At 61.2% G+C, this 12,125-nt stretch carries 14 protein-coding genes; 2 read left to right on the forward strand and 12 right to left on the reverse strand.

Going from position 1 to position 12,125, the window contains the following annotated elements; all coding sequences use genetic code 11:
• Positions 1-693 (forward strand): DUF6118 family protein (locus M529_RS38385; protein ID WP_021318597.1); only part of this gene is annotated, 693 nt, incomplete at its 5' end.
• A gap of 47 nt (positions 694-740) precedes the next feature.
• Here the strand turns inward: M529_RS38385 and M529_RS50330 are convergent.
• The 12 genes from M529_RS50330 to linE form a co-directional block, all read right to left on the reverse strand.
• Complete coding sequence (locus M529_RS50330) at positions 741-1,862, reverse strand: phospholipase A (RefSeq protein WP_236617693.1); 1,122 nt, start codon at positions 1,860-1,862, stop codon at positions 741-743.
• Positions 1,863-1,950: 88 nt separating this feature from the next.
• Positions 1,951-3,240 carry an NAD(P)/FAD-dependent oxidoreductase gene (locus M529_RS38400; RefSeq protein WP_007686170.1) on the reverse strand — a complete coding sequence of 430 codons (1,290 nt, stop codon included), beginning with the start codon at positions 3,238-3,240 and terminating at the stop codon, positions 1,951-1,953.
• Positions 3,241-3,290: 50 nt separating this feature from the next.
• Positions 3,291-4,097: an SDR family NAD(P)-dependent oxidoreductase gene (locus tag M529_RS38405; RefSeq protein WP_007686172.1), complete on the reverse strand. Its 807-nt coding sequence runs from the start codon at positions 4,095-4,097 to the stop codon at positions 3,291-3,293.
• Entirely contained in the window at positions 4,094-4,576 is a 483-nt protein-coding gene (locus tag M529_RS38410; protein ID WP_007686174.1) for a hypothetical protein, read from the reverse strand. Before M529_RS38410 ends, M529_RS38405 begins: the two co-directional genes overlap by 4 nt.
• A complete protein-coding gene (locus tag M529_RS38415; protein ID WP_007686175.1) occupies positions 4,566-5,276 on the reverse strand; it encodes a TetR/AcrR family transcriptional regulator in 711 nt (236 codons plus the stop codon). The genes M529_RS38410 and M529_RS38415 overlap by 11 nt, the downstream gene beginning before the upstream one ends.
• 42 nt (positions 5,277-5,318) lie before the next feature.
• Complete coding sequence (locus tag M529_RS38420) at positions 5,319-5,705, reverse strand: hypothetical protein (protein WP_062121693.1); 387 nt, start codon at positions 5,703-5,705, stop codon at positions 5,319-5,321.
• A 62-nt stretch (positions 5,706-5,767) separates the two neighbouring features.
• A complete protein-coding gene (locus tag M529_RS38425) occupies positions 5,768-6,532 on the reverse strand; it encodes an IS6-like element IS6100 family transposase (RefSeq protein ID WP_001389365.1) in 765 nt (254 codons plus the stop codon).
• Between the two features lie 181 nt (positions 6,533-6,713).
• Positions 6,714-7,754, reverse strand: a complete 1,041-nt coding sequence (linD, locus tag M529_RS38430) for a 2,5-dichlorohydroquinone reductive dechlorinase (protein WP_013035740.1) — start codon at positions 7,752-7,754, stop codon at positions 6,714-6,716.
• 59 nt (positions 7,755-7,813) lie between these two features.
• Positions 7,814-8,446 (reverse strand): YciI family protein, encoded by a 633-nt coding sequence (locus M529_RS38435; RefSeq protein WP_007686013.1) that lies wholly within the window; start codon positions 8,444-8,446, stop codon positions 7,814-7,816.
• Positions 8,447-8,453: 7 nt separating this feature from the next.
• Positions 8,454-9,170, reverse strand: coding sequence for an alpha/beta hydrolase (locus M529_RS38440; protein WP_007686010.1), 717 nt, complete (start codon positions 9,168-9,170; stop codon positions 8,454-8,456).
• Positions 9,167-9,967 (reverse strand): alpha/beta fold hydrolase, encoded by an 801-nt coding sequence (locus M529_RS0124795; protein ID WP_218847786.1) that lies wholly within the window; start codon positions 9,965-9,967, stop codon positions 9,167-9,169. Before M529_RS0124795 ends, M529_RS38440 begins: the two co-directional genes overlap by 4 nt.
• A gap of 34 nt (positions 9,968-10,001) precedes the next feature.
• Positions 10,002-10,967, reverse strand: a complete 966-nt coding sequence (linE, locus tag M529_RS38445; RefSeq protein WP_007686007.1) for a chlorohydroquinone/hydroquinone 1,2-dioxygenase — start codon at positions 10,965-10,967, stop codon at positions 10,002-10,004.
• Between the two features lie 131 nt (positions 10,968-11,098).
• Between linE and M529_RS38450 the strand changes: the two genes are divergently transcribed.
• Positions 11,099-12,010, forward strand: coding sequence for a LysR family transcriptional regulator (locus tag M529_RS38450; protein WP_013041683.1), 912 nt, complete (start codon positions 11,099-11,101; stop codon positions 12,008-12,010).
• Positions 12,011-12,125 lie beyond the last annotated feature (115 nt).

Here is a 12,125-nt window from a genome sequence, read left to right on the forward strand (position 1 = left end):
CCGGCGCTGGCGTTCGCGCGGGTCGAGGATCGGTTGGCGTCGGTGCATGGCGAGGTCGGGTTGCTGCGCGCCGCGATCGCGGGGCTGGCTGCTACGCGCGAGTCCATCGAGATACCCGATTACGAGCCGACGCTGGCCCGCACCGAAAAGGTGCTGGGGGTGCTGGTGCAGCAGATCGACCCCATCGCCAAAAGTCCTCTCCTGTCGATGACGCCTCACAACATGGCGGGCGAGATCGTATCGGCGGCGCTCCATGCCCGTCGCGAGGATCAACGGCTGATCGCCGAAGCCCGGACAGGACTGGACCAGGCCGCGCGCGAGGTCGGCAACCGGCTCGCATCCGCACGGCGCGGCGATGTGCAAAACCGCTGGCTGATCGGGACCGGGCTGGGGGGCGCGGCGCTGGGGATGCTGCTCTATGCGGCGCTCGCCGGCCCGGTCGCGCGGATGATGCCGGCGAGTTGGCACTGGCCCGAGCGGCGGGCGATGCACGCGCTTGGCGAACCGACGATGTGGGATGCGGGGCAACGGTTGATGCAGACCGCCGCGCCCGAGAGCTGGGCGTTGATCGTCGCGGCCTCGCCGCTCGTCGATGGCAACCGCGAGGCGGTGCAGAAATGCCGCGAGCAGGCTGACAAGGCGAAAAAGCCGGTGCGCTGCACGATCGAGGTCAGGCCCGATGGCGGAAGGTGATACCGGCATGAACTCTGCGAGAGAAAGACTGTGGCGTCGCCTCAAGATTATCGCACGAGAGCAACGCCTATACGTAACCGGCGGGTGCGCCGGTTATAATCGAGCAGATTTTCACCATAGCCGTAGAAGGACTGGGCGAAGAGATAGAGATCGGGACCACCGCCGAGGAGACGGGGCAACGGATAGGACAGGTCGGCATTGACAGCCCCTTTGCCCGAACCGAAGTTGAAACGGGTGGAGGTGGAGAGGCGCAGTCCATTATCCTCTCCGACCTCCATGAACAATCCGGCATGTCCGCGATAATGGACGATATCCGGATTGTCGGATTTGTTACCGACATACAGGGAAAGCCTGGGGGCGAATGTTAGCCTGTAATCGCCGGCGATCGGAAGGGTTGCCATTGGAGCGATGTAGATGCTGTTGATGCTGCGCGACTGGGGACCGTCCCGCCCGTTGGACTCATGACGAATACCCGCCTGCACGGTCATGGCGATGTCGCCGGTAAGGCCAACTGTCGGTGTGATGTAGATAAGTTCGGGCTGGAAATCGATGTTGCGGAACGGGGAGGATTTGCTTTCAAGGTCCCAGAACATTCTCTGGGTGTAGGCGAGGTACAGCCCGTCTCGCCAATTGGAAGACGTCTGGCTGTTCGCCGAGGCTCCGAACAGGCGATATTTGAAGCTCAGTTGAATGCGAGCTTCGCTGTCGGTGCCTGGCCCGTAAACGGCATAGATGGGTTCATACAGGTCGAGATTGTCCACAAAGGCGTTGCCGGCTTTTCTGTCGGTAGGTGGCGGTGGAAGAATCGGTGCATTCGGATTCGAGCGATTTTCGGCCTCATGCGTAGCGGTCTTCACAATGGGCGCAAGCACCACCTCCTGAGTTGACCAGGCAGGAATGGAGACCATGGCTCTGACGAGGGGTTCATTTGCGGGCAGGCGATAATGGGCCTGCCCAAATCCATGCGCGTCGATGGCAAGATGCGGCTCTGTATCGTTAGCGCGCGCCAACAGGAGCGTGCGTTCACGATTCTCCTGCCGGACTTTCGCTTCGATCCTGTCCGGCAGGGCGAGGATTTCTTGTCTGTCAGTCCGGTTCAGAAAGCGCAGTGCAACGACCTGTTCGCCACTGGCATCGGTTTCTACCTGGCCGGTCAGTAGAACTTCCATGTCGGGCGGTGAAGCCCACACGGTGCCGGGAAGAACAAGCCAGAATGCACCGAGGATCAGGCAGCTTCGTTGGTGAAGGCGGCCCATGTCAGGCCAGGCGCTCGCGCCGGCGCACCGAGGTGTCGAGGGTATCGGCAAGCCACAGCAGGCTACCGCGAACCGGTCCATAAATTCGCGCCTGATGCCGCCGATAGAGCAGCGCATGCCCAAGCTGCGCCATGCGCCCGTGCAGGAACCCACCCCGGAACAACCCGAAGCGGCCAAGCGTCCCATAAGCGTCATAACCGCCGAGCGACACCAATGACCCGAAGTCATGGTAGCGAAATGGCGGCACGGGCTTTCCTTCCAATATTGTAGGCAAAGTGCGGCCAAGATAAACGCTCTGCTGATAGGCTGCTTGGGCCGTGGTCGGCAATGGACTCTCGCGGTCCGGAAGCATGACACTCGCACAGTCGCCCAGCGCGAAGATATCGGGGTCATTGGGTGTCGCCAAATTCGGGTTTACGATGACCTGCCCGAGCCTGCTGTGGTCCAGGCCATCTATCGCAGCGACAAACTCGGGCGCACGCACCCCGGCCGCCCAGAGTTTGATGGATGCCTCGATCCTGCGTCCATCGGCAAGCTGGAACCCATCGGCATCGCCCGCCAGAACGCGCGCCTGCGTCAACACCTCGATGCCCAGCGACTCCAGGACCGTGTGCGCGGCATGCGCTACGCGCTCGGGAAAGGGGCCGAGAATGCGCGGCTGAGATTCGATAAGGTATATTTTCAGCCCGCTTCGCGCTCCCGAAGCGCCATGCTGTTCCAGCACATCGGCCAGCCGCACCAGTTCGGAGGCAAGCTCTACCCCGGTCGCGCCAGCCCCAACGATAGCAATCGAAAGATGGTCGTTCGAGGCGATCGCCTGAAGCATTGCGACACGCAGCCGCTCGCTGAAGGCAATGGCTTCGCGCCGGCAATCGATCGTCATGCAATGCTCTACGACGCCGGGTGTGCCGAAGTCGTTGGCTCGGCTTCCCGCAGCCAGCACCAGCTTGTCATAGGGCAGGCTGCGCGCGGGGAGAATCTCCGCCCCATCGACGACGAGCGGCGCCAGAAGGACTTGCTTCGCTGCGCGGTCGACGGCCATCACTTCGCCCATCTCGAAACGGAAGCCACGCTGCTGAGCCTGAACCAGATAGGCGGTCTGGTTGGCGCCGGTGTCGGCCGTTCCGGCCGCGATCGTATGGAGCATGGGCTTCCAGACATGGGCCGGCTCACGATCTATGAGGCGTATGTCAAGGCCCAGCCGCTTCGCCGGGGCGCCCGCCAGTTGGCCCGCAAGGTCGAGTCCGGCCACACCGCCACCGACGATCAGGATGTTTTTGCGCGGGCTCATCGTTTCAATCCTTCTGACCTGGCCGGCAGCAATGATCGCCGCCGGGCGCTTCAGTGCATGTGTGCGCCGCCATTGATATCCAGCGTGGTTCCAGTGATGTAGGACGCCTGCGGCGATGCCAGGAACACGACGCCAAAGCCGACTTCCTCGGGCGTCCCCAAACGGTTGAGCAATGCAGATCGCGCGGTTTGTGCCCTGAATTCTTCGCTCGTATTGCGGTAGAATTCCGGTGTTCCGACCACGCCTGGAGCGATGGTGTTGACGGTGATGTTGGCGTGAGCCAGATCGTAGGCGACCTGACGGGTGAGGCCGATCAGCGCGGCCTTTGACGCCACATAGGCGGGGTTGGCCGGGCTTACCGCAAGCTGGCCGGTTCCCGAGGTCATCGTTATGATCCGGCTGTGCTCAAGAGGGCGGGCCAGACGCAACTGGGCAAATTTGCGAATACAGAAGAAAACCCCGCTGAGGTTCAGAGCGATACCCCGGTTCCAGTCCTCGGTGGCCGTCGTCGCAATATTGGGATGAGGATTATCCGGGTTCACGGGAGCGCCGCCGGACGCCACCACCAGCACGCTGGCCGGCCCATCCGCCTCGATGCTATCGAATGCGGCATCCACCGCCCTATCTTTTGTGACATCGAACACGCTTACGTCGTGGCCCTCGCCCGCCAAAGTGCGCAAGACTTCACGGGCTCGGTCTTCATTATAGTCTGCAACGACGACGCGATACCCTTCCAGCGCCATGCGCCGGCATATGTCACTGCCGATCCCGCCGGCGGCGCCCACAACAATGGCTCTGCGCCGTTCCATCGGCACGGTTTCGGAAATATTCATCACAGGCTCCTTGATTTCATTCATTGCGGGGAACGGGTCCAGCGCGGCGAGAGGCGTTTGCGAGGCTGGTTCTCGGTGAGGACGCGAACGAGATTGAGCCAGTCATTGACCTGGACAGCGGCGGTGGTCTCGGTGAGACGATAGTGTTCGATCATCCGGTTGAGCAACTCGTCGATATCGTGGATCACGAGATTGCGCGCGGCATTCAGGTCATCGCGGTTGTCCGGATCGAATGGCGTTTGAGGCTCCCACCGATCCTGCATCGCCGTGCGAAAGCGCTGCCATTGCGCGTTGAGCAGGGATCGGGGCCGATTTTCCGCTGTCCATCGGGTGATGGCCTGTTCGGCCTTCCGATCACCAAGGGCAAACTCGTCGCGGACAAGAATGCCGATATCATGAAGATCGCCCCGCATCGCGCGATCATAGTTGTCGAGGCGGTCCACCCAAAGATCATGGATGCGGGCGGAGATTACTTCCCAGTCCGCGATGCATTCATCGGCCATCTTCAATGTCCTGTTGCGCGAGAGCGGCGAGCTCGGACAGCCTGTCCGCGCCCAAATGATCTCGCAGGGCGAGCAAGGCCTTGAGACGCTGGCGCGTTCGAATAAGATGCGTCTTGTCGAGCCGGTCGCCGGTTATTCCGGTCAGGATACCCATTTGTGTGTCGGCCAGAACGATGGCGAGGAACATGTCCGCCAGAAAATCCGACGCGGCTTCGTCACGGCAGAACGAGGCACCAGTCTGTTCACGGAACATACGGCGCATCCATGCCTGGATCCTGGGTACGATCTGGCGATAGATTTCCCCGATACCCGGATAATGCTGCCGCTCGGCAATCACCATCCGCAACAGATCGATCGTTTCCTCGCTGGTGGCGACGGCGATCAACCGTTCCGCCATGGCATCGAGATCGCCGCTGGCGGCGGGCGCGATGGTTTCGGTGACGGCCTGCGCGAAGCGCTCGGCCTCTTCCTCGACAATCGCCTCGAAAAGAGCGAGCTTGCCGTCGAAATGGCCATAGAGCGTTCCGCGCGACCCACCGGTGCGAGCCATGATGTCGTCGATGGTGGCTGCGGCGAATCCCTTTTCGTGAAAGACCGAGCGGGCTGCGGCGATAAGCAGGCGCCGCCGCTCTTCCTTCCGCTCCGCACGCCTGGAGCTTTGCGCGACCGGACGGATCGCCGCTCCCTCCTTATTCGACATAGGTTTCTTCCATTTCACAAACCGAATTCCTCCTGGCCCCTGTCAGTGACCCGCGTTGGTATCGATCGGTCCCTTGGGCTTGGGCGCAAGCCAGATGAGGGCGGCAGCGACGGCGAAGCACATTACAATCGCCGCGAACGTATTGAGGGTTGCCAGCATGACGCTTTGCCCTTCGACGATATTGGTCAGCATGACCCTCGCCGATTCCGGGGATGCGCCGCCCGCGATCATGCCATCCAGGGTCGATTGTCCCTGGTGCATGGCGCCGGCCAGTTCGGTCTGGTTTTCTCGCGTCGCGTTGGCCCAGCGGGTCTGGACAAGCGATGTTGCGAACGCACCGGCCAGCGTTCTTAGGAAGTTGGACATGCCAGCAGCGTTCGCCGTCTCATCGGGATTGACTGTCGCAATGGCGAGTCCCGTGATCGGCACGAAGAACAGGCTCTGTTGCAAAGATTGGCGGCAGTCAGAGGTAGGCTGTCGCTCTGCGCCGATCAGGCGGCTGCTGCGAAATGGTGGTTGAGCATGCCCATGGCCTCCGTCAGCGCCGAGGGCCCAATGCCAAAAGCTCTCTCCACAAGGCGCACCTCGCCCCTGATGCCGGGCTGCAGGCACCAGGGGCGAGCCTGTCCTTTGCGCAGGGCTCGCATGACTTCGAATCCCTTGATCGTGGCATAGGCCGTGGGGATCGATTTGAAACCGCGCACCGGCTTGATCAGTATCTTGAGCTTTCCGTGATCGGCCTCGATCACGTTATTGAGATACTTCACCTGCCGGTGGGCCGTCTCCCGGTCCAGCTTTCCTTCGCGCTTCAATTCGGTGATCGCTGCACCATAGCTCGGCGCTTTGTCGGTATTGAGCGTGGCAGGCTTTTCCCAGTGCTTCAGGCCTCGCAGGGCCTTGCCCAGGAACCGCTTCGCTGCCTTGGCGCTGCGGGTCGGCGACAGGTAGAAATCGATCGTGTCGCCCCGCTTGTCGACTGCCCGGTACAGGTAGGTCCACTTGCCCCGCACCTTGACGTAGGTTTCATCCAGGCGCCAGCTCGGATCAAAGCCACGCCGCCAGAACCAGCGCAGCCGCTTCTCCATCTCCGGGGCGTAGCACTGGACCCAGCGATAGATCGTCGTATGGTCGACCGAAATGCCGCGTTCCGCCAGCATTTCCTCAAGGTCGCGATAGCTGATCGGATAGCGACAATACCAGCGCACCGCCCACAGGATCACATCACCCTGGAAATGGCGCCACTTGAAATCCGTCATCGTTCCGTCCGTCCAATCTCCGCCAAGCATGCTCAAGCTTCACGATTTTTGCAACAGAGCCGATCCATATAAGAAATCCATGCTCGTCCTGGATTCGAGCGCTGTTGAATGGTCTCGGCCCTGCCGGACGACGCGTTCAGGGCATGGACCGCGTCGCTTGCGGACGGCGCGGTGGTTGCCTTTAGGCGTTGCTCAGGAGATGGATGACATTCTCGCTCGGCGGATGGCCGGGCCACTGGATGATCGCATCCTTGACGGAGGGCCGCGCGAAGAGCCGATTGGCATAGGCCTCGACACGGGGCTTGCCTGCACCGTCTTTCCAGAAACCCGAATAGCCGAGCCAGAGGAAGCGGTAGAGACTGACGGCCCAGAACAGGTCGGCGAGCGTGAAGCGGTCGCCGAACAGCCAAGGTCCGGTGGACGCCCCGAGGTCGCGATCGAGATCGGTAACCAGCTGCTCCGCCTTCGAGATGGCGGTCCGCATTTGCGGCTCGTTGATGACGAACGAGGCGGCGGCTTCCTCCTTCACAATCTTGTGTTGGTAGGCTTCGAGGAGAAGCGGGTCGCCGTCCGCGAGCGGGATATTGCGGCGCACGGCGTCGATCTTGTGTGCGTGGATGCCGGGCATGACCGCCTGCATGCTTTCGGGCCGACGATCACCGTCCGGATCGGCGCCGTAGAGCAGGGCTACATGGGGCGTCGTGTCAGCGAGCTGGACCTGCTTGAGCACAGCCTCCCGTATGTCGGCGGGCAGAAGATCGGTACCGCCGGACAAGGCGTCGCAGAGGTAGAGGCAGATTGCCTTGGAATCGGCGAGGATCCGGCCGGTCTCATGGTCGACGAGGGTCGGTACGACGAGCGGGTCGAACCCTTCGGAATCAACAGACGACTGCCCAGTGAACGAGCTGACAGGACGGTGCTTGGCTGCGGCTTCCGATCGCAACCGCAGCCGGACATATTGCGGACAATAATTCTCATTCTGCGGGGGAAGGATCGTCAACTCGTTGGAGCCGAAGGTCACGCCCTTCTCCATTAGGGTGCCGCGCACCTTTTGCGAGCAGACTGAGAACACGAAGTGGAACAGTTCGAACCGCGGTTCGACCGTCGCTTCGCGGCGAAGGAGGCTCGGTGACTGTCGATCCGGGCTAATCAGAGTCGATTGCTCAGGCTTGATAACCTCTTCACGGACTTTCCTCGCCAGGGTTTCTGTATCAGCGCTCATATTTTTATGATCCTTTTGCCTGGAACTGAGACGTTCGGGGATTTTTGCGGGCTAAATCGTCATGTAGAATGAGTGTGTTCCGCCGGCGGCCGGATGGCTGGTGAACTTTCCCGGCGCTCCTGCCCCACGCAGCGCGCAAGGCCGGTAAGCAGCGGCAGTGCAACATAGGTCGCGGCGGGCACGACAAGCCCCACGACCAAGAAGGAGCGCAGCAAAACGGGAAGATGGGCAATGGTGTCGCCCAAGAGAATGTTGACGAGGGCCACTAGCGGCGCGAGCGTGGTGATCAGCAGCAACACTCTGAGATGGCGTGTGCGGAGCGAAGGTTGGGGCGCAGCGCTCACCCCTTCCTTATTCAGACTTTGATGCGCTGCGTCTTGTCTCTCGACGTTCGCCCCTTGCCAGGGGTATCGCCGATCGAACCCGCCCATCCGCCATTCAAGAATGTCGATGCTTTGACGTGCCCCGGACACGGTCATGGGGTCTTCGGCGATGAAGGCCCGGGCTGCGTTCCAATCGTCGACATCAACGAGATATGTCGATCCGACCAAATCGCCGCCTTCGGCGAAGGTGGTCCCCACTGCCAAAATGCTTGCGGTGTGCGACGCAAGATAGGCGCGGTGTGCCGGTATGGCTGCTGTGCGCTCTGCCAGCTTTTCAGGCGAGATGGTGGTTATGACGGAGAACAGCATGGGACGTTCAATCCGTCAGACTTGGCGTGCTTTGCGGCACGAGCGGCTGATGTCGCGGCCCGCGCGTAGGGACCGGCGGGTTCAGCTCGAAGCGTGCGATCAGGGTGTCTCGCAACAACGCGATCTCGTCCGCCCCAATTCCATGGTCCTTGATCGGTTGAATATACTCGCCGACATCAGCACCAGAGAGTCTAAAGCGCTCAGCTGTCTCCCGCACATGCTCTGCCTTGACCCAATCGTCGTTCAGACCACCTGTGAATATCGCCTTGAGACCGGTAAACCGAGGCTCAACTGGCGCGGTTGGGAGCTCAAAACCCGGGAGGCTTCCGGTCAGCGAGCCCAGGAACCCCATTTTCGCAGCGCCGCACCACATGAAGTGACTGGCGAGGCAGGCACCCTGGCTGAAGCCGACTATGCCCTGACGGTCTAGCGCGACCCAGGCTGCTTCCAGCCGCGAGGAGATCTCAGCCAAGGCGGTGCAGGCGTCAGCCACAGACCTGTCGCCGTCTGGATCGAACCCGTCATATTTGGGCGAGTACCACGCCCCGGCGGGCGCTTGCAGGGCAAGCCAGGCGACAGAGGGCAGATCGAGCTGTCTCGCAAGTTCCAGCATCGCTTGCGCACGCTGGCCACGGCCGTGCAGAAGAATGATCGCAGCATTTGCCTGTTCGACAGGCGGGCCGGTCACGATTGTCCCATAGGGTCCTTCAGGGGAAAACGTCATCGCGGCGCTCCAGCAATATGGCGGCATAGCCGGTCCGCAAAGGCGACAGGATGCTGCATCGCGACCTGGTGCGCGGCACCCGTCACAACTTCGAATGCGGCACCTGGAATGAGAGCGGCGGTCGCGCGGACCGCCTCCGGTGGCACGGCGGCATCGTTCGCACCGGCTATGACGAGCGTTGGCGTTTCGACCTGCGGAAGAAGGCTTCTCGCGTCATGGCCCTTGATCGCTGCGACAGCGCCGGTGAATCCGGCAACTGTCGTGGCCAAGATCATCGACTCAGCAAGATCCAGCAGACCTTGGTCGACCGCTCCGGAAAACCATGCCGGATACACGATCGGCACCTGCGTAATGAGCCCGCCGCTGCGCACTGCGGCCACCCGCTTGTCCCAGATCGGCCAAGCTGGCTCTGGAACGAGAGAACCTGCTGCCACGAGTGTCAGCGAGATAAGCCGGTGTCCCGCCGTGGCGCCAAGATATTGCGCGACCATCGACCCGACCGACGTGCCAACAAGATGAACTCTTGCAAACGCGAGGTTATCCATTACATTAAGCACGTCGGCCGCCAGTTCGGCTAGACTGTAGTCGCCGGCACTCGGCGAACTCGTTCCATGACCCCGCAGGTCCATCGTGATCGCATATACCCCTGAAGGTAAACGACCGGCCACGTCATTCCAGGACCGCCAGTCGGCCAGCAGGGAAGAAAGGAGCAGGATCGGCTCACCGCTCGGCAAGCCAGTGGTATGAACACCGATCCGCGCACCATTTCGGCTATTGACTGCCCGATGTCGCCACATTCTCTTCACCCAGCCTGCGGAGTCATCCTTGCGATCAAATGACGATCGGATCGTTCATCGTCCGGAGGAGCTCGTCCTTTACACCTTCGAGCTGCGGCGCGACCTTGACCTCGCTGCCGAGCTTCTCGGGGCTCTCGTCATGGGTGAAACCAAGCGTGACCGAGGCTTCGAACAACACGCCGCCCGGCGTACGAACGTAGATCGATTCGAAGTAGCCGCGGTGCTTGCGATCTGAGAAATCGGTGTAGCCGAGGCCTTCCACGTCAAATTTGAGCGCGGCCTGCACGTCGAGGTCGGCGACTTCAAACGCGGCGTGATGAACTTGGCCTTCGCCAAGCGCCCAGGTGCCGGGCCTTTCGTCCTCATCGATATAGACGTCTAGCACCTTGGCCGCACCGCCATTGCCGAAAGCGTAGCGCTGGTAATTGCCGTCGCGTCCCTGGGGCTTCAGGTTCCAGGCATTGCGCATGAAGGAGTCCATCTCCTCATTGCGATTTAGGGTGGCCGTCCAGCTGTGAAAGCCCCGCAGCGCGACCTCCTTGGGCACATAGGGAGAGTCCCAGGGCTCGAACTGGCCGTCCGTGTCCTGCTCGATGATTTCGAAGCCGACACCGCAGTCGGGGTGCTCGAACGACAGATATTTCTGCCCGAACCGCTCACGCACTTCCGAGACGGTCACAGCGCGCTTTATGAGATGCTCCTGCCACCAGGAAAGCGTACCGACGGGTGCGTTATAGGAAACCGCCGATATCTGCCCTGCACCACGCTTTCCGGTGTAGCCAGCCTGGCGAACGGGGAAAGTGGTGTACAGCGTGCCCGGTTCGCCAAGCTCATTGCCGAAATACAGATGATAGACCGGCCGTGCGCCGTCGTAGAACATCGTCTTCTTGACGAGCCGCTGTCCCAGCGTCTTGACGAGAAGATCCACGTCGCCTTGCGCGGATCCGGTCGCGACGGTGATGTGATGAAGTCCTTCGACGCGTTCGGGCAGTTGCATCATGATCGCTCTCCACTATTTTCTGCGATTGCGGATCGTCTCTTCAAACCTGCACAACGATCGCTGCTGCAGCCTGTTTGAGGGATCAGGGAGTATTTGACAATTGGCGGACCTTCATAGATACAATTCAGATTGTGAATATAGATGACCTGGATTTTCGGCACTTGGTGCTTTTGGATGCGCTGTTAAAGCGGCACAGCGTCAGCGCCGCTGCACGAGAACTCGACCTACCGCAGCCCACCGCCAGCCATGGGCTGGCGCGCCTGCGCAAAGCATTGGGCGACCCGCTTCTCGTCCGGGCGCGCGACGGCATGGAGCCGACACCACGTGCCGAGGCGATCGCCGGGGTTGTTCAGCAACTGCTGGAACTGCGTCGCGACCTGGCTGAAGGCGGGCAGACATTCTCACCTGACCGTCTCAAGCGCGAATTCATCATTGCCGGATCGGACATCGCCCATCTTGTCGTTTTGACGGCGTTGCATTCGGCGGCGCGGTTCGAGGCACCACACACCAGCTACCGCGCACTCACGCTGAGCGGCGATGAAATGGTGAGCGCGCTCGAGACCGGGCATGTCGATATCGCCGTCGGCGCCTATCCGAGCCTTGTTGCCGGCATCAAGACGCAACGGCTCTACCAGGAGGAATATCTGTGCTTCGGAAAGGAAGGTCATCCGTTCATCAAGTCCGGTGAGACCGATGACTTCATGGCCGCAGATCATATCGTGGTCAGCACCAAGGGTATGGCCCATGCCCATCGTGCCGTCGAACGCGCTCTCCTCGACAAGATCCATCCCGATCGGATCAGGATCGTCGCGAGCAGCTTTCTCGTGGCGTTGGCAGCTTGCTTCGAGTCGGACCTTATTCTTACCGCTCCGGCTCGCGTGATTGGTCGGCTCGCCGAGGTCTACGGACTCCGGGCCGTGCGGCCGCCAATTCTTATGGAAGCATTTGAGGTCAGGCAATATTGGCATGCGAGGAACCAAGACGACCCGCCTCACCGCTGGTTGCGACAGCTCCTGCACAAGGTGCTGTCCGCGCGGATGTGAGAAAGCTGCCATCGACCTAGCAAAGAAAGCCCGGCCTAGGTTAAACCCGGGCCGGACAGATAGGAGCATCCGGAGTGGGATCAGTCCGGGTCGATCAGAATTTAAACCTCAAAGT

Source organism: Sphingobium ummariense RL-3 (assembly GCF_000447205.1).
GTDB classification, from domain to species: Bacteria; Pseudomonadota; Alphaproteobacteria; order Sphingomonadales; family Sphingomonadaceae; genus Sphingobium; species Sphingobium ummariense.

Coding starts and splice junctions, on each gene's coding strand:
- M529_RS38415 (WP_007686175.1), bottom strand. CDS start 5,276: ATGTCGAATAAGGAGGGAGCGGCGATCCGTCCGGTCGCGCAAAGCTCC.
- linE (WP_007686007.1), bottom strand. CDS start 10,967: ATGATGCAACTGCCCGAACGCGTCGAAGGACTTCATCACATCACCGTC.
- M529_RS38400 (WP_007686170.1), bottom strand. CDS start 3,240: ATGAGCCCGCGCAAAAACATCCTGATCGTCGGTGGCGGTGTGGCCGGA.
- M529_RS50330 (WP_236617693.1), bottom strand. CDS start 1,862: ATGGAAGTTCTACTGACCGGCCAGGTAGAAACCGATGCCAGTGGCGAA.
- linD (WP_013035740.1), bottom strand. CDS start 7,754: ATGAGCGCTGATACAGAAACCCTGGCGAGGAAAGTCCGTGAAGAGGTT.
- M529_RS38440 (WP_007686010.1), bottom strand. CDS start 9,170: ATGACGTTTTCCCCTGAAGGACCCTATGGGACAATCGTGACCGGCCCG.
- M529_RS0124795 (WP_218847786.1), bottom strand. CDS start 9,967: ATGTGGCGACATCGGGCAGTCAATAGCCGAAATGGTGCGCGGATCGGT.
- M529_RS38405 (WP_007686172.1), bottom strand. CDS start 4,097: ATGAATGAAATCAAGGAGCCTGTGATGAATATTTCCGAAACCGTGCCG.
- M529_RS38435 (WP_007686013.1), bottom strand. CDS start 8,446: ATGCTGTTCTCCGTCATAACCACCATCTCGCCTGAAAAGCTGGCAGAG.
- M529_RS38425 (WP_001389365.1), bottom strand. CDS start 6,532: ATGACGGATTTCAAGTGGCGCCATTTCCAGGGTGATGTGATCCTGTGG.
- M529_RS38410 (WP_007686174.1), bottom strand. CDS start 4,576: ATGGCCGATGAATGCATCGCGGACTGGGAAGTAATCTCCGCCCGCATC.